Here is a 15,456-nt window from a genome sequence, read left to right as displayed (position 1 = left end):
GCCTCCAAAAAGTATCAATTATTTTGCTGTAATGAAAGACTCAAGATTTTCAAATGTCTTTTGCCCGATTCCCGATACTTCCATTATCGATTCCGGTGAAGCGAATGGACCATGCTCCTCCCGATATTGAATAATGGCAGTCGCCTTAGCAGGTCCAATTCCCGGGATCGTCATAAGTTGCTGAGCATCCGCAGTATTAATATTCACTTTTCCATCATCCTCCTCTTCACCCAACAGTGGATGGGATAAGATAGAGGCATCAGAAAAGTCAACTTCTTCACCGTGTCTCGGAATATAAATAAAAAATTCGTCGGGTAGTTTCATCGCATGGTTGAGCATTCGGGAGTCTGCCTCTGCCAGATAGCCTCCCGCAGCATGAATCGCATCGATGAGACGATCGCCCTCATTTAGTGAATAGACACCCGGATATTTAACGGCGCCTTGAATATCCACCATAATCATAGACGAAGCCGCCTCAACGATATCAATCGGTTGCTCATGCTCTTCGTCTTGCTCTTGTAATACATCAATAATTGGGGTTTGTCCGCTTGCGGCTGTCTGTTTACTGCCTGCCTGTCCTCGGGGAAAGAACAGAATTGCGGAAAGTACAGCGATTGCTGCGATAGGGGTGATGATCTTACGCCATTTTCCGGATACGATCGATAGAAACAGCTTTCCCACCCTTTCTATGAGGCATCCATATGGAGTCATATCCCACTATATATGATTACAACGAAAAATGAAAGATTCATTTACGCGCTTGATAAAATATTCTTTCACTTTCTTCGTGCGGAGGCTCATCCTCCCAGTCAGCAAAGATGCGTTCTAACGTAAAACCGGCTTCCCGTAAGAAATCCACATATTCATACACGTGAAAAGTCCGTTGTACATGCTTTTCATTAAAACGACGATAAAGACCGCTTTCTTCTCTGACGAAGAAGCTTAGTTCAGATAGGACGGAATGATCCACATCGCCTTCCTCCGTATGCCAAATGTACGCAATACGGTCGTTGTCGAACGTGAAAGGCCCTTCCATGAAAATGACATCGGTCTTGAAAGTGGAATGCACGTCGAAAATGAGCACTCCACCGCTTTTCAAGACCGAATGGATTCCTTTGAAGGTTGATAGGACACTTTCACGGTCAGACAAATAGTTAAGGGAATCAATTGCAATGACAGCAGCGTCATATTGCTCCGTCCCATCTATTTCTTGCATAGGCTTTTCCTGAAAATCGATTTTCAATGAAAGGTCATTTGCACGTTTTTCCGCTATATTAAGCATGTCTCGAGAAAGATCAATTCCCGTAACAATCGCTCCAGCTTTCGATAGTTTCACAGATAGCAGCCCTGTCCCGCAACCGACATCGATGATTTTCTTTCCTTTTACCCCGTTCGCTGCAATGGAGATCAAATCGACATAAGCATCGTAAGGGATATCGGTCATCAATTCATCATAGACGAGGGCGAAATCTGTATAAGCTTCTTTATTGTCCATTATCCATGTTCAGTGATGGAGCGTCTCCCCATAACTTCTCCAAGTTATAATAACCGCGCTCGTCCTTATGGAATACGTGAACGACTACATCGCCCAAATCGACGAGAACCCATCTTCCATTTTCAAGACCTTCTACTCTTTTCACTTCAAATTCGTTCTCTGCAGCTTTATCGGCGACTTCCCTGGCAATCGCTTGCACTTGGCGCTCAGAGTTCGCATGGCAAATGATGAATTGGTCTGCGATGAGTGAGATCCCTTCCATATTTAAAACGACAATATCTTGCCCTTTCTTATCGTCTACTGCATTATAGGCTGTTTCAAGTAAAGTTGGCATATTTTCACGTTTCCTTTCATAGTTGGCTGTTTCAAATTCGTTGTACGTGTTCATTATAGCATTCGATGGAGTCCAGAAAAACAGACGCACGCCGATCGATTAAATAAAGCACCGAGTGAACGATACAAGCTTTCATCGCGTCGTCAATCTGCTGTTCAGCACTCTTGCGCAATTCATCGATGCCCGGAAATTCTCGTCCAGGCTCAATAAGATCGGCAATGTAAATAAGTTTCTCAAGAGGGGACATGCCAGCTCTGCCAGTTGTATGATAGCGGATAGCGTTTAGGATATCCGGATCCTCTACGCCGAATTCTTTCTCCGCGATGATGCATCCAGCAGCCGCATGCCAAAGTTCGTGATGGAAAGAAAGAAGCCTAGCGTCCTCACCATTCTCTTCAATTAGTCTACGCATTTCGGAAGGTTCCATGAATTTCGCAATATCATGGAAAAGAGCTGCCTGTTCTGCCTTTTCCACCGGTATTCCAAAACGGGAAGCCATTTCCTTAGCCGTTTCCGTAACTCTTACTACATGTTCAAATCGTTTTCTCGGTAATCTTTTTTCAAGTTCAATCCGTAACGGGCCGGTTTGCATAAAGTCCCTCCTGTCGGATATATGTCTCAATATCATCCGGAACGAGATATTGAATTGTGCCTCCAGTTTGCATTCGTTTACGAATCAAGGTCGATGACAAATCAATTTCAGGAATTTGAACCATTGTAATTGGATATCGCGTTTTCCCTATTGTACCCGGTCTCGCTACACCAACAAACGTCACTATATTCATCAGCTCATCGATTTTATACCATTTGTGCAACATATCAATCATATCGCCGCCGATGATAAAAAAGAATTCCGTGCCCGGCTCTTGTTCCGTCAAAGCTTTCATCGTATCAAACGTATACGAGACACCTCCCCTATCCACTTCAAATGAAGATGAGTGTAATCCAGGAGTGTCTGATACGGCGATTTCAACCATCCGCAATCGTTGTACAGGAGTTGCATCTGAAGGATCCGCCTTATGGGGAGGAATTGAAGTTGGCATGAGCCTTACTTCATCGAGTTGCAATGCATGCTTCACTTCATTTGCCATGATGAGATGCCCGATATGCGGTGGATTGAAAGTACCGCCCAACAGTCCGACCTTTTTCATGTTGTCCTCCTTAAGGTAAAACGATCCGCTTTTTCTCCTTCGACTCTTTATATAGTACAAGGATTTTTCCAATCACTTGAACAACTCCGATTCCAGCCTCTTGAAGTTTTGTTGCAATATCAGTTTTATCTTCTTCACAGTTTTGAAGAATGCTCACTTTTATTAACTCACGGGCTTCCAGCGCCTCTTCGATTTGTTTGATGATCGGCTCAGTCAAACCACCCTTTCCAATTTGAAAGATTGGTTGAAGATGATGCGCTTCACTTCGCAAATAACTTTTCTGTTTACCTGTTAACATTTATTTTCCTCCAAGTTCATTTGAAATTAATTCATTCATTTTTTTAGTATCAGGATAAATGCCTGTCCATAGTTCAAAGGCCAAAGCACCTTGATGGACAAACATTCCGACACCATTGATTGTCTTGCCGCCAGCCTCCCGGGCATGGCGTAAAAATTCGGTTTCCAACGGATTATAAATAATATCAGCTACAATTGTTCCGTCCGATATACGAGCCGGATCAAGCGGCATTCCATTATGGGCAAAATTCATCCCGACCGAAGTCGTCTGAACGATCAAACCAAACTTTTCAATTGTCGCTTGTGCTTCATCAGATGAGAGAACGGAACTACCCGGTAAGCTTTCAGTCATTCTTTCCGCTTTCTCGATTGTGCGATTCGTAATGGTGATCGGTCCAAAACCCGCAGACGCAAGTGCAAAGGAAATGCCTGCTGCGGCACCGCCCGCCCCTACGACAAGTAGATCGCCGACGCCATCATATGTGGCACCGATTTCTTGCAAGGATTTTACAAAGCCGCGTCCGTCGGTGTTTGTTCCGAAAAGGGTTCCATCATCTAGAACCTTAACCGTATTGACGGCGTTCATTCGTCTTGCTTCCTCGTCTACATGATCCATGAATGGGATGATCGCACTTTTATGAGGCACCGTAACATTCCAGCCGCTGCAGCCTAATCTTTTCAAGCTTGCTACGGCATCCTCCAGATGATTCGACTCCACATGGACCGGTATATATGATGCATCGATTCCATTTTCTTGAAACCATATATCGTGCATCATTGGTGATTTTGATTGCTCTATCGGATCACCAATGACCGCATACCATTTTTTCATGAAGCAATCCTCCTTAAATAAGAGATGGACGGAGCACTACATCGACTCCACGAGGCGCATGTACAGCTACGACGACACCCGGGTGCTGCACAGTAATCCAACCCAATCCCGAAATGACAAGATCCATTTTCGGTTTTTTAATCGAGAATTCGTGCCTAACAAGCGGCGGCATTTTTTCGAGAGATTCACCACTTGGCGGAGAAAGCATTTCCCCTAAATGCGTTGCATATAACGAATCGGCATTTTCAAGCTTTGTACGATGAATCGGTATTTCATTAGATACATGTATGGTAAAGGACGAGCGATCCCCTGCCAGAAAATCGAATCTCGCAAGACCACCGATGAATAGTGTCTGTTCTGCGTTCAATTGGAACACTTTTGGTTTAAGTTCCTTCTTTGGCGTGATCGCTTTCAAGTCTTTTGCATCCAAATGATGAGCCATTTGGTGGTCGTTAATAATGCCCGGTGTGTCGTAAATAGCTTTACCATCATCGAGCGGAATTTCAACTAAGTCGAGTGTCGTCCCTGGGAAATGAGAAGTAGTAATCACTTCGCCCATGCCAGTCGCATTTTTTATGATTCTGTTGATGAATGTAGATTTCCCGACATTCGTACATCCGACGACATAGACATCTTTTCCTTTTCGATATTTATCAATAGCTTCGAGAGCTTCTTCCATGCCATGCCCTTTATGTGCAGAAATAAGCATAACATCTATCGGCTTTAAGCCAAGCTTCGCTGCCTCTGTTTTCATCCAGTTAACCAGTCGGTTGCGATTAATCGACTTGGGCAGAACATCGGACTTATTGCCAATCAAAAGAATGTCTTTCTTTCCGACAAAACGTTGCAATCCAGTAATCCAGCTACCATTGAAATCGAATATATCGACAACCTTGATAATAAGCCCGTCCTTTTCACCAATCCCATTCAAAATCGCAAGGAAATCGTCACCCGACAATGAGACGGGCTGTAGTTCATTATAATTCCGAAGACGGAAACAGCGGCGGCAAATCACTTCCTCTTTTTCCAAAGAAGCTGCAGGTGCATATCCTTCCTTTTTCGGGTCCTCTGTCTGAATTTCAATTCCACAACCTATGCATGTGAGTCGTTCCAACCTTATTCCTCCCATTTAATCAAACCTTGTCTTTTCAGTTTTGCCATAATTCTTCTTTCGATCATCCTATTGAATTTTGTCACGAAACCATCCGAGCTTGCAACAGGAACTACGAGTATCGTATGAAGACCAAAACGGTTGCCGCCTAAAATATCTGTCATAAGCTGGTCACCAACCATGACGGCCTCTTCCTTCTTCAAACCCATCTTTTCGAGAGCGTTTTTGAAATTTCTACCTAACGGCTTCCGGGCTTCGCAAATGAACGGGGTGCCAAGCGGACCGCAGAAAGTTTCTACCCTTCCTATATTATTATTCGAAAGGATTGTCACTTGCAGACCGGCGTCTTGCATCATCTTCACCCATGCAATAATTTCAGGCGTCGCTTCAGGACGATCCCATTCCACCAAAGTATTATCCAAATCGGTGATGATTCCTTTAATTCCTCTTTCTTTTAGTGCCTCAGGCGAGATTTGAAATATATCTTTAACATATTCATCTGGCAAGAAATATTTATACATGTTTACCACTCCGTTATTTCACTAATTGTATTCCGATTATACCATATTGACCTCTAATGGCACGGATTGGACCAAGCCGTAAATCTGTACGATTTCCATTTATGCAATATTGAATGTAAACAAGCAGTCATCGCATATGCTGTCATATAACGACACAGGAGGTGGACCGATGAGCGGGTTTGTCATGGCACTCGTCCAACTGTGGGTCGAAGTCCCTGCTATGGTCGGTTATATCAGGGGGCAGGCGTTCCGTCGACCGCTATCGAAAGCGGAAGAGGCTGATTGCTTGAAACGATTGGCAGAAGGCGATGAAAGTGCAAGAGATGAACTCATCGAAAGGAATATGCGCCTCGTTGCTCATGTCGTAAAAAAATTCCATCCAAAACACGAACAACTAGACGATTATATTTCCATCGGAACAATCGGGCTTATGAAAGCTGTTAACAGTTTTACACTCGATCGGAAGACGAAGCTTGCGACATATGCGGCCCGTTGTATTGAAAATGAAATTCTTATGTACTTGCGAACACAAAAGAAAGTACAGAAGGATGTATCATTATTCGATCCAATCGGGACGGATAAAGATGGTCAGTCCCTTCAGATAGCGGATCTGTTGCAAACCGATGAGGAGGCGCCGATTGACACTGTCCAACAGAAAGAGCAGAAAGAGAGACTGTACCGCCATCTAGGCAAGCTGGACGGCAGAGAGCTGGAAATCATTCAAAGAAGGTACGGCTTACTCGACGACCAACCGATGACGCAGAAGGAAATTGCACAGCAGTTGAACATTTCAAGAAGTTATGTCTCACGCATTGAAAAAAGGGCGATCGTAAAGCTGTACCAGCTATTTAAGCATGAGTACAACGAATGAAACAGATCTACAGCACAAATGAAAAGGCGTTTCCTGACACGGGGCCATGGCCCTCGGAAAGGAAACGCCTCTTTATCGTTCTTTTATACATGCCGAACTCAGTCTGCACTTACCTCACGAGCGATGACGACAGCAATAACCGTTGTTACAAAGAATACTCCAGCCATTAAATAAAACATCCTTGACTACCTCCTTCGCAGCAATATGTATCATGCTTTCATCATACCATAATCAATTTAGAATTTCGAGATAGCGTGCATGACAATTTCCGAAGAGTGTTTCGCCGCAAGCGGTAAAAATTCATCGAAGCTGATGGACGATTCCTTACCTGCAATATCAGACAAAGCACGGATGACAACAAACGGCGTTCCAAACTGATGGCAAACTTGCGCTACACCTGCAGCTTCCATTTCCGCTGCAATCATTGCAGGGAATTGTTCCTTTACTATTTCAACCCGCTTTGCATCGCTCATGAATACATCACCAGAAGCGATCAAACCAACAGCATGTTCATGCTCACCGATTTCCTCCACTGCCTCTTTTGCAATCTGGATAAGTCTTTCATCTGCCGGATAAGAAGCTGGCATTCCAGGTACTTGACCAATCTCATAGCCAAAGGCTGTTGCATCGACGTCATGATGTCTCACTTCGTCTGAAATGACAACTGTTCCAACATCAAGAGATTCTTTGAAGCCGCCCGCTGAGCCTGTGTTAAGGACGACATCCGGCGAGTAGCTCTGAATAAGCAATGTCGTCGCAATTGAGGCGTTCACTTTTCCGATTCCGCTTTTCACAAGTACAACATCATGGGAGCCGATTTTCCCTTCGACGAATTCACATCCTGCAATTGTTTCGATTTGCGGGTTTTCGATTTTCCCTCTCAAAATTTCTACTTCCTGCTCCATTGCTCCGATAATAGCTATTTTCATCTTTAAAATCCTCCGACCGAACTTGTGTCAGATGACACTGTTCAATATTCAAAATCTAACGTATTCAAGATGTCCATCTGAACGGGCTTCCAACCTTTTTCATCGACCCATTCAAGATAAACGCGATACTTCTCCGATTTGTCCCTCGTTGAAGCGATACCAATCGACTTCTGAGGACCGCCGCCATTTTTAATTTTCCAGAAGATCAACTCTTCCTCGGAATGTCCGACTGCATATGAGATTGCCTTCTTCTTCTCATTCCAATCAACGGATTCACCGTCATACTTCGATTCGTGGACACCCGTTTGGGCTGTGCCGACCGGCTGCCATCCAGGATTGATAACAGTTTCCTTAATGATCTCGTCGTTATCCGGAACAATCGTCACATTGCCAGATTCCTCTTCATCTTTAGCATCTCCATCACTGCTGTCTGACCCGCTTACATCCTCGCTTTCAGTTGAAGACTGACCCTCCCCTTCACTTTCCTCTTCACCCGAGCCATTTTCATCCTCGGATTCGGAATTAGAGTCATCTTCTTCATCTTGGGTCTCATCTGTAGATGAACCGGCATCATCGAGCACCTCTTCTTTAAGGGCGCTCTCTTTTCCGTCGTCATTATTGCCAATGATAATAGAAGCACCGACAATAATAATTAACATGACGACGAGGCCAATCATAATATTCAATAGCTGGTTGCTCTTATTGCGCATTTTCTTCCGATTCACACGCGAGTATCTAGGATCATTTCCTTTCATATATCCTTCCCCCTATCTTCTTGCTAACGAGTAATGGCCGCCCTCAATTGAAGGCGGCCATTTAAGGTCACTTAATTTCAACAATAACGACCGACATTTCTCCACCAGGAGTCAAGATCTTCACTTCGTCGCCTTTACTGCGGCCAATCAAGCCTTTCGCAATCGGGGAATCATTCGAAATCAACCCTTCGATCGGATTTGCTTCGGCAGAGCCGACAATTGTATATGTCTCCTCGTCTCCATCGGGCAACTCCTTGAATGTAACCGTTTTCCCGAGTTGAACTTCATCGGTATTCATTTCGTTTTCTGTAATGATGACAGAGTTGCGGATCATCGACTCCAATGTAGAAATTTTGCCTTCTACAAATGCTTGATCTTCTTTAGCGGAATCGTACTCCGAGTTCTCCGAAAGGTCTCCGTAGCTTCGTGCAATTTTGATGCGCTCCACGACTTCTTTACGTTTTACGGTTTTTAGGAATTCCAGTTCCTCTTCTAATTTCTTCTTACCCGATGCTGTCATCGGAAACTTTTTCTCTGATACCATCATACAACACTCCTCATATTCCTGTTCATAAAAACACTATGCCGCTCCTGCAAGAGGTATGCGACATAGTCTTATTTATATTGAATTCTGACTTTATCATATTACAATTTCGTTCCAAATTCAAGAATTGTTTTTATTTTCGTGACCATCAAGTCTATTGCAACTTCATTATGACCGCCTTCAGGAATGATAATATCCGCATAGCGCTTTGTCGGTTCAATGAACTGATTATGCATCGGACGAACTACCGAAAGATATTGTTCGATAACCGATTCGATTGTTCTTCCTCGCTCATTTATGTCCCTCATAAGGCGTCTAATGATGCGTAAATCTGCATCCGTGTCGACAAAGAGTTTAATGTCCATGAGATTCCGAAGCCTTTCATCCTCTAAAACGAGAATTCCTTCAAGAATGATAACATCTTTCGGTTCAATGGCTATTTTTCGATCAGACCTAGTATGAAGCGCATAATCGTAAACCGGCTTTTCAATCGGCTCCCGATCAAGAAGCTTTCCGATATGATCAATCAACAGATCCGTATCGAATGCAAGAGGATGATCGTAATTCGTCCGCAATCTTTCTTCAAACTCCAAATGAGATTGGTCTTTGTAATAAAAGTCCTGTTCGATGACGACAACGGAGTGCTCCTTAAAGACGTCATAAATTCGGTGCGTTACACTTGTCTTTCCTGATCCCGAACCACCGGCGATACCGATGACAAGAGGCTTTCTTTTATCCATTTCTTTTCCTCCCACAAATTACAGGGATCTTGCTCAGTCCCTCTTTTTGACAGCAACCAGGATTCCATCGCCGACTGGCAGCAATGATGTTTCGTATTTAGGATGCTTCATGACCCATGAAGTGAATTCCTTCAAATTACGAATCATCGTCCGATTCCGTTTTGGCACTTCTTCATCAGGCAGCATCACAGCACCATGCATAAACATATTATCACAATAAATGATGCCACCCGGCGTCAAATGCTCTGCGTATTTTTCAAAGAATCGCTTATATTGCCCTTTAGCCGCATCGATGAAAAGGGCGTCATACTTCAAGGAAGGAAGCGATTCATCATGTAGGAGAAGGGCATCTCCTTCAATGATCGTAATCCTCTCCCCAAAACCGCTTCGTTCAATATATTCCAATGCGGATGCATAGCGCTCCTTGTCCCGTTCAATTGTAACGACTGAAGTTCCCTCTAATGCAGATACCATCCGGATAGCAGAATAGCCTATTGCGCTTCCGATTTCAAGTATAAACTTTGGACGCTGAATCCTAAGGAGGCCGATAAACGTTTCTATTCCGTTACGATCCATTATTGGAATACGATTTTGCGCTGCGAACTCCTCCATCTCACGAATCAGCGAGTTATCTTCTTCCCGCAATTCCGAAATATAGGCTTCTATGTCTTTCATTCAAGGCACTTCCATTCTTTTGAATCACTTAATCAATATATTTTGCCCGATTTGCCAAGTGCTCATCATAGGTCTTCGCAAAGTGATTATTTCCTTCCTTGTCGGCAAGGAAATATAAATAGTCTGTAATAGAAGGGTCAACAACGGCCTCTATCGAAGATTTACCTGCATTTGCAATCGGACCTGGAGGAAGACCGGTGTTTACATACGTGTTATATGGATCCTGGATTTCAAGATCCTCAAATAAGACTCGATCCTTATGTTCACCTAAAGCGTATAGGACAGTCGGATCGGTCTGTAATGGCATACCGTCATCGAGTCGATTATAAAACACACTAGCGATCGTCTCACGGTCCGTTTTTGCCGTCGCTTCCCTTTCAAGCAAACTGGCAAAAGTGAGCAGCCAATGAACCGATTTTTCATTACTTTCAAGATAGGCAAAATATGGAGTAATATTATCAGACGTTGCATTTAGCATCGTCGAAACGACTGTATCGACAGTCGGTTTTTCTTCATAAAACGGATACGTCGCAGGGAATAAATAACCTTCCAGTGGATATCTGACATCCTCTCCCAAGATTTCTTCTGTAAGGATGTTCGGATACCTACCCATCAGATCGGTAATTATCTGTTCATTATTGACATAGTCCAAAAACTCTTTTTTCGTAATGCTTGTCCTTTTTTCAACGATTGCGGCAATCTGGTCCAACGTCAAGCCTTCGGGAATTGTCATCGTAAACACAGGCGTCCTATACACTTTCCCCGTTTTAAGGCTTTCAATCAATTCATCTAACGTCATCGCTTTTGTCAAGCCGTATGTTCCTGCCTGGAACTGGGATTCATTATTGAACTTCGCGTAATATTTGAAGATCTTAGCATCCTTGATGAGACCTTTATCTTCCAGCATTTCTGAAATGGATGTCAGTCCAGATCCAATCGGAACTTCCACTTCAATTACTTCCTCCGAGTTCGGATCGACAGGTTGAAGGGCTCCCGTTATGTATTTATAGACCGCTCGACCTCCGATTAGACCTCCGATGATGAGAACGAGCGCAACAACAAACACGATACGCCTGACTATCTTTACTTCTTTCTTCTGTTCAAGCATTTTTTCAAACATTTGATCCTTTTTCGAGCCATTATCCATCTAGCATCACCTCATTCCGAACAATTACTATTTATTTATAGGTCCATGGCAGTGAAAAAGACGGAATGGCCTGCACCATTCCGTCCGTGCACATATGGATTATTCTTCGTCTTCGTCTTCTGCAAGGAAAGTATTTAGCATCTCTTCGATCATGTCCCATTCCTCGTCAGTTTCGATCGGTAATAGTTCACCGTCTTCGTTGTCTTCAGAAGGAATGAATGCAGAAGCATGAATTTCAACTTCTTCATCATCGCCTACTTCTTCCTCACCTAAAATATGATATAGGACGTATGATTTCCCAAATTCCTCCGACTCAAATGTGAAGATTACTTCACACACATGTTCCTCACCGTGCTCATCAACGACTGTCATTGTTTCTTGTCCATGTTCCATTCTATTCACCTCATCTATTTTTTGAATCAAGATACCCTTGAAGTATCATGACTGCTGCCATCTTATCGATGACCGTCTTCCTCTTTTTCCTACTCACGTCAGCTGCAATCAACATGCGTTCTGCAGCCATCGTCGTCAGTCGTTCATCCCAAAGCATAACGGGTAGACCAAACGTCTCTTTCAACATGTCAGCAAATTTTTCGGATGCTTCCCCTCTCGGACCGACAGAGTTATTCATGTTTTTCGGATAACCGACTACGAAAGAGGTGACAGCATATTCAGTTACAAGTTCCTGAATTCTAGACATGCCAAATTGGCCGGTACTTTCATCGATTTTAATCGTTTCGATGCCTTGGGCTGTCCACCCAAGCGCATCGCTGATTGCAATACCGACCGTTTTGGATCCTACATCCATTCCCATTACCCTCAATTCGTCTTACCTCCGTTTTCACGGATATAAAACTTCACCAGTTCCTCAAGAATCTCGTCCCTTTCCAACTTCCGGATTAGGTTACGCGCTTCGTAATGGCGAGGGATGTAAGCCGGGTCGCCCGATAATAGGTAACCGACGATTTGGTTGATAGGATTGTAGCCCTTGTCTTCCAGTGCTTTGTGCACATGAAGCATAACTTGTTTCACTTCTTGCTCCATCGATTCTTCAGGAAAGTTGAATTTCATCGTCTTGTCGTATGAATTCATAGTCGACACCCCGCTTTCCAATCGTCCGTTTACAAATCGGATACCTTTCCCACTTGCTCTATACCCGACATCCATTTCCGCTTAAACGGATTTGACATAATCATACACGGAATGAAGTGCTTCATCAAGTTTAGAAGCATCTTTCGCACCTGCCATCGCCATGTCTGGACGGCCTCCGCCCTTGCCACCACAGAGAGATGCTACATGATTGACGATTTTTCCAGCATGGAAGTTCCCATTTTTCAAATCTTCTGTCACTCCCGCTGCCAATAGAACTTTTTCATCAGCTGCAGCACCTAAAACGATTACACCTTTACTCACTTTTTGCTTCAATTCATCAATCATTTGGCGAAGTGCATTATTGTCCTTCACATCTACCCTTGCCGCTAGCACTGTCACATCGTCAATCTGTTGTGCAGTAGCAAGGATATCCGTAAGCTGACTATTTCCAAGCTTAGCAGAAAGTGATTCATTCTCGCGTTGAAGATCTTTCATTTCTACTAACAATGCACTAACCTTCGTAACAATATCTTTCGGGTTAGATTTTAATAATGCTGCGGCATTTGTAAGAAGAGCCTCTTCGTTTTTAATTGAATGATATGCCTCTTGGCCTGTTACCGCCTCAATCCTTCTCGTTCCCGCTCCGATGCCGCCTTCCGATTCAATCTTGAAGAGGCCGATTGTAGACGTTGCGGGCACGTGGCAGCCGCCACATAATTCGATAGAATAATCTCCGACTGAAACGACTCGAACGATATTCCCGTATTTTTCACCGAATAACGCCATCGCACCCATCTCTTTTGCTTCGCCGATCGGTTTTTGTTCGATTTGGACTGGAATGTCTGCCCAAATCTTTTCGTTAACAATCGCTTCAATCTTTTCTAGTTCCTCTTTCGTCACTTGCCCGAAATGGGAGAAGTCGAAACGGAGACGGTCAGGACCGACATATGATCCTGCCTGATTGACATGCTCTCCGAGGACGGTTTTCAATGCTTTATGAAGAAGATGTGTTGCTGTATGATTTTTAATCGTCATTTTACGTAATTCCGGATTTACTTCAGCTAATACTTCGGTTTTCTCAGATACTTCACCTGAACGAACAACAGCAGTATGCAAATGTTGACCATTCGGTGCTTTTTTCACATCTTTCACATCGATGATAAATGTATCACTTGTAATGATTCCTTTATCGGCAATCTGTCCGCCGCTTTCCGCATAAAATGGAGTGCGTTCAAGCATGAACTGAATTTCATCACCTTCTGAAGCATGAGCGACCAATTCGCCATTGTGCAAGAGTGCAATGATTTTTGTCTCGCAAGACAATTGATCATAGCCGATAAATTCACTTTGTTCGTGAATATTGCCAAGCACTTCCGATTGTACATGCATCGAATCGACATCAAGCCGTGCAGCTCTTGCACGTTTACGTTGATTTTCCATTTCTTCATCGAATCCAGCACGATCGACCTCAACGCCTGCTTCCTCCGCAAACTCCTCTGTCAGTTCGAAAGGAAAACCGTATGTGTCATAAAGCTTAAATGCATCCGCACCGGATACGATCGTGTTGCCGCTCGCTTTCGCTTTTTCGATGACGCCATTCAAAATTGCCAATCCTTCATTCAACGTTTCATGGAATCGTTCTTCTTCATTCTTAATGACCTTCATAATGAAAGCTTCTTTTTCCTTGACTTGTGGATAGAAGTCTTGCATAACTTCCCCTACGACAGGAACGAGTTCATACATGAACGGCTTGTTGATGCCCAACTGTTTTGCAAAGCGGACAGCGCGACGTAGAAGTCTTCTTAAGACGTAGCCTCTTCCTTCATTGGAAGGCAATGCACCATCGCCGATCGCGAATGCAACAGTACGGATATGGTCTGCGATAACTTTAAATGCGGTATCCTTTACATCATCCTCGCCATACTTTTCACCTGACACTTTTTCCACTGAATGGATGATTGGCATGAAAAGATCTGTATCAAAGTTCGTAGGCACTTCTTGGATGACTGAAGCCATCCGTTCAAGACCCATTCCTGTATCAATATTTTTCTTCGGTAGTGGGGTGTACGTATGATCTGGATTATGGTTGAACTCAGAAAATACTAAGTTCCAAATTTCTAAATAACGTTCGTTTTCTCCGCCAGGGTACAATTCCGGATCTGAGAAGTCGTCGCCGAAAGTTGGTCCGCGATCGTAGAAAATTTCAGAGTTCGGACCGCTCGGACCTTCTCCGATATCCCAGAAGTTACCTTCCAATCGGATAATGCGTTCCTCAGGAATGCCGATTTTATCTTTCCAAATGTCGTATGCTTCATTATCTTCCGGGTGTACAGTGACAGAGAGCAATTCTCGGTCAAAGCCAATCCATTTTTCATTAGTTAGGAAGTCCCATGCGCGAATGATCGCTTCTTCTTTGAAGTAGTCACCGATTGAGAAGTTCCCGAGCATTTCGAAGAATGTATGGTGGCGAGCAGTTCTGCCTACATTTTCGATGTCGTTGGTGCGAATTGATTTTTGTGCATTGACAATGCGCGGATTTGTCGGAATTACACGTCCGTCAAAGTATTTTTTTAGTGTTGCGACGCCGCTGTTGATCCAAAGAAGTGATGGATCGTCAATTGGGACTAGTGGTGCTGATGGCTCTTCGCTATGGCCGTGTTCTTTGAAGTATTCGAGAAACATTCTTCTAATTTCAGCTGCTGTTAATTTTTTCATGAGTAATCCTCCTTTAATAGTTGAGCGATACAAATAAAAAAATCCCCGCCCCTGTACAAGGGACGAAGATTTTTCGTGGTACCACCCTAATTTACCGGCGGAAAGCCGGTATCTCAAGAAGCCATAACGCGGCTAACGGCAAGTGTTAGTTGCTCTCAGGAGTAGCTTTCCGGCAAACGGCCATGGGAATCCTTGCAGCCTAGGGATTCCTTTCTGAGCATAGCGGTAAGCGTACTTTCTCCGTCAT

Annotated in this window: 20 protein-coding genes and 1 other annotated feature (1 of these 21 running past the window's edge); of the genes, 1 reads left to right on the top strand and 19 read right to left on the bottom strand. The window is 43.8% G+C overall.

Annotated elements, in window-relative coordinates; translation table 11 throughout:
- Positions 1 to 18: 18 nt before the first annotated feature.
- The 9 genes from ACR65H_RS16230 to ACR65H_RS16190 all read right to left on the bottom strand — a co-directional run bounded on the left by ACR65H_RS16230 (position 19) and on the right by ACR65H_RS16190 (position 5,741).
- A complete protein-coding gene (locus ACR65H_RS16230) occupies positions 19 to 681 on the bottom strand; it encodes a helix-hairpin-helix domain-containing protein (RefSeq protein WP_440501681.1) in 663 nt (220 codons plus the stop codon).
- Positions 682 to 748: 67 nt separating this feature from the next.
- Positions 749 to 1,495: a class I SAM-dependent DNA methyltransferase gene (locus ACR65H_RS16225; RefSeq protein WP_440501680.1), complete on the bottom strand. Its 747-nt coding sequence runs from the start codon at positions 1,493 to 1,495 to the stop codon at positions 749 to 751.
- Positions 1,485 to 1,829: a ribosome silencing factor gene (gene rsfS, locus ACR65H_RS16220; protein WP_440501678.1), complete on the bottom strand. Its 345-nt coding sequence runs from the start codon at positions 1,827 to 1,829 to the stop codon at positions 1,485 to 1,487. Before rsfS ends, ACR65H_RS16225 begins: the two co-directional genes overlap by 11 nt.
- A gap of 31 nt (positions 1,830 to 1,860) precedes the next feature.
- The gene (yqeK, locus tag ACR65H_RS16215) at positions 1,861 to 2,421 is read right to left on the bottom strand and encodes a bis(5'-nucleosyl)-tetraphosphatase (symmetrical) YqeK (RefSeq protein ID WP_440501675.1); all 561 of its coding nucleotides are present in this window, start codon (positions 2,419 to 2,421) and stop codon (positions 1,861 to 1,863) included.
- Entirely contained in the window at positions 2,396 to 2,980 is a 585-nt protein-coding gene (locus ACR65H_RS16210; protein ID WP_440501674.1) for a nicotinate-nucleotide adenylyltransferase, read from the bottom strand. Before ACR65H_RS16210 ends, yqeK begins: the two co-directional genes overlap by 26 nt.
- Positions 2,981 to 2,990: 10 nt before the next feature.
- On the bottom strand, positions 2,991 to 3,278 hold the full coding sequence (gene yhbY / locus ACR65H_RS16205) for a ribosome assembly RNA-binding protein YhbY (RefSeq protein WP_440501673.1): 288 nt from the start codon (positions 3,276 to 3,278) through the stop codon (positions 2,991 to 2,993).
- Positions 3,279 to 4,109 carry a shikimate dehydrogenase gene (gene aroE / locus ACR65H_RS16200; protein ID WP_440501671.1) on the bottom strand — a complete coding sequence of 277 codons (831 nt, stop codon included), beginning with the start codon at positions 4,107 to 4,109 and terminating at the stop codon, positions 3,279 to 3,281.
- Between the two features lie 13 nt (positions 4,110 to 4,122).
- Positions 4,123 to 5,238: a ribosome biogenesis GTPase YqeH gene (yqeH, locus tag ACR65H_RS16195; protein ID WP_440501669.1), complete on the bottom strand. Its 1,116-nt coding sequence runs from the start codon at positions 5,236 to 5,238 to the stop codon at positions 4,123 to 4,125.
- Positions 5,226 to 5,741: a YqeG family HAD IIIA-type phosphatase gene (locus ACR65H_RS16190; RefSeq protein ID WP_440501668.1), complete on the bottom strand. Its 516-nt coding sequence runs from the start codon at positions 5,739 to 5,741 to the stop codon at positions 5,226 to 5,228. Before ACR65H_RS16190 ends, yqeH begins: the two co-directional genes overlap by 13 nt.
- A gap of 169 nt (positions 5,742 to 5,910) precedes the next feature.
- Between ACR65H_RS16190 and sigK the strand changes: the two genes are divergently transcribed.
- Positions 5,911 to 6,612, top strand: a complete 702-nt coding sequence (gene sigK, locus ACR65H_RS16185) for an RNA polymerase sporulation sigma factor SigK (protein ID WP_060206077.1) — start codon at positions 5,911 to 5,913, stop codon at positions 6,610 to 6,612.
- A gap of 236 nt (positions 6,613 to 6,848) precedes the next feature.
- Here sigK and mtnN read toward each other — a convergent pair whose 3' ends face one another.
- The 10 genes from mtnN to alaS form a co-directional block, all read right to left on the bottom strand.
- Positions 6,849 to 7,541 (bottom strand): 5'-methylthioadenosine/S-adenosylhomocysteine nucleosidase, encoded by a 693-nt coding sequence (gene mtnN, locus ACR65H_RS16180; protein ID WP_440501665.1) that lies wholly within the window; start codon positions 7,539 to 7,541, stop codon positions 6,849 to 6,851.
- Positions 7,542 to 7,582: 41 nt separating this feature from the next.
- Positions 7,583 to 8,296 (bottom strand): YrrS family protein, encoded by a 714-nt coding sequence (locus tag ACR65H_RS16175; protein WP_440501664.1) that lies wholly within the window; start codon positions 8,294 to 8,296, stop codon positions 7,583 to 7,585.
- 67 nt (positions 8,297 to 8,363) lie between these two features.
- Positions 8,364 to 8,840: a transcription elongation factor GreA gene (gene greA / locus ACR65H_RS16170; RefSeq protein ID WP_440501662.1), complete on the bottom strand. Its 477-nt coding sequence runs from the start codon at positions 8,838 to 8,840 to the stop codon at positions 8,364 to 8,366.
- 101 nt (positions 8,841 to 8,941) lie between these two features.
- Positions 8,942 to 9,580, bottom strand: coding sequence for a uridine kinase (gene udk, locus ACR65H_RS16165; protein WP_440501660.1), 639 nt, complete (start codon positions 9,578 to 9,580; stop codon positions 8,942 to 8,944).
- A gap of 33 nt (positions 9,581 to 9,613) precedes the next feature.
- Positions 9,614 to 10,255, bottom strand: coding sequence for an O-methyltransferase (locus ACR65H_RS16160; RefSeq protein ID WP_440501659.1), 642 nt, complete (start codon positions 10,253 to 10,255; stop codon positions 9,614 to 9,616).
- A 28-nt stretch (positions 10,256 to 10,283) separates the two neighbouring features.
- Positions 10,284 to 11,402, bottom strand: coding sequence for an endolytic transglycosylase MltG (mltG, locus tag ACR65H_RS16155; RefSeq protein ID WP_440501657.1), 1,119 nt, complete (start codon positions 11,400 to 11,402; stop codon positions 10,284 to 10,286).
- A 99-nt stretch (positions 11,403 to 11,501) separates the two neighbouring features.
- Positions 11,502 to 11,795 carry a DUF1292 domain-containing protein gene (locus ACR65H_RS16150; RefSeq protein ID WP_440501655.1) on the bottom strand — a complete coding sequence of 98 codons (294 nt, stop codon included), beginning with the start codon at positions 11,793 to 11,795 and terminating at the stop codon, positions 11,502 to 11,504.
- 10 nt (positions 11,796 to 11,805) lie between these two features.
- Positions 11,806 to 12,225 (bottom strand): Holliday junction resolvase RuvX, encoded by a 420-nt coding sequence (ruvX, locus tag ACR65H_RS16145; protein ID WP_440501653.1) that lies wholly within the window; start codon positions 12,223 to 12,225, stop codon positions 11,806 to 11,808.
- A complete protein-coding gene (locus tag ACR65H_RS16140) occupies positions 12,222 to 12,494 on the bottom strand; it encodes an IreB family regulatory phosphoprotein (RefSeq protein ID WP_060206092.1) in 273 nt (90 codons plus the stop codon). The genes ruvX and ACR65H_RS16140 overlap by 4 nt, the downstream gene beginning before the upstream one ends.
- 81 nt (positions 12,495 to 12,575) lie before the next feature.
- Entirely contained in the window at positions 12,576 to 15,209 is a 2,634-nt protein-coding gene (alaS, locus tag ACR65H_RS16135) for an alanine--tRNA ligase (protein WP_440501652.1), read from the bottom strand.
- Between the two features lie 55 nt (positions 15,210 to 15,264).
- Positions 15,265 to 15,456, bottom strand: a binding site (T-box leader) (it continues 9 nt past the right edge of the window).

This window comes from Sporosarcina sp. SAFN-015 (assembly GCF_059415085.1).
Note: the sequence above shows the minus strand (reverse complement) of the source record. Positions and strands in the feature narration are given on the sequence as shown.

Excerpts from the sequence above, each read along its gene's own strand:
- ACR65H_RS16225 (WP_440501680.1), bottom strand. The coding sequence starts at position 1,495 with ATGGACAATAAAGAAGCTTATACAGATTTCGCCCTCGTCTATGATGAA.
- rsfS (WP_440501678.1), bottom strand. The coding sequence starts at position 1,829 with ATGCCAACTTTACTTGAAACAGCCTATAATGCAGTAGACGATAAGAAA.
- yqeK (WP_440501675.1), bottom strand. The coding sequence starts at position 2,421 with ATGCAAACCGGCCCGTTACGGATTGAACTTGAAAAAAGATTACCGAGA.
- ACR65H_RS16210 (WP_440501674.1), bottom strand. The coding sequence starts at position 2,980 with ATGAAAAAGGTCGGACTGTTGGGCGGTACTTTCAATCCACCGCATATC.
- yhbY (WP_440501673.1), bottom strand. The coding sequence starts at position 3,278 with ATGTTAACAGGTAAACAGAAAAGTTATTTGCGAAGTGAAGCGCATCAT.
- aroE (WP_440501671.1), bottom strand. The coding sequence starts at position 4,109 with ATGAAAAAATGGTATGCGGTCATTGGTGATCCGATAGAGCAATCAAAA.
- yqeH (WP_440501669.1), bottom strand. The coding sequence starts at position 5,238 with ATGGGAGGAATAAGGTTGGAACGACTCACATGCATAGGTTGTGGAATT.
- ACR65H_RS16190 (WP_440501668.1), bottom strand. The coding sequence starts at position 5,741 with ATGTATAAATATTTCTTGCCAGATGAATATGTTAAAGATATATTTCAA.
- sigK (WP_060206077.1), top strand. The coding sequence starts at position 5,911 with ATGAGCGGGTTTGTCATGGCACTCGTCCAACTGTGGGTCGAAGTCCCT.
- mtnN (WP_440501665.1), bottom strand. The coding sequence starts at position 7,541 with ATGAAAATAGCTATTATCGGAGCAATGGAGCAGGAAGTAGAAATTTTG.
- ACR65H_RS16175 (WP_440501664.1), bottom strand. The coding sequence starts at position 8,296 with ATGAAAGGAAATGATCCTAGATACTCGCGTGTGAATCGGAAGAAAATG.
- greA (WP_440501662.1), bottom strand. The coding sequence starts at position 8,840 with ATGGTATCAGAGAAAAAGTTTCCGATGACAGCATCGGGTAAGAAGAAA.
- udk (WP_440501660.1), bottom strand. The coding sequence starts at position 9,580 with ATGGATAAAAGAAAGCCTCTTGTCATCGGTATCGCCGGTGGTTCGGGA.
- ACR65H_RS16160 (WP_440501659.1), bottom strand. The coding sequence starts at position 10,255 with ATGAAAGACATAGAAGCCTATATTTCGGAATTGCGGGAAGAAGATAAC.
- mltG (WP_440501657.1), bottom strand. The coding sequence starts at position 11,402 with ATGGATAATGGCTCGAAAAAGGATCAAATGTTTGAAAAAATGCTTGAA.
- ACR65H_RS16150 (WP_440501655.1), bottom strand. The coding sequence starts at position 11,795 with ATGGAACATGGACAAGAAACAATGACAGTCGTTGATGAGCACGGTGAG.
- ACR65H_RS16140 (WP_060206092.1), bottom strand. The coding sequence starts at position 12,494 with ATGAATTCATACGACAAGACGATGAAATTCAACTTTCCTGAAGAATCG.
- alaS (WP_440501652.1), bottom strand. The coding sequence starts at position 15,209 with ATGAAAAAATTAACAGCAGCTGAAATTAGAAGAATGTTTCTCGAATAC.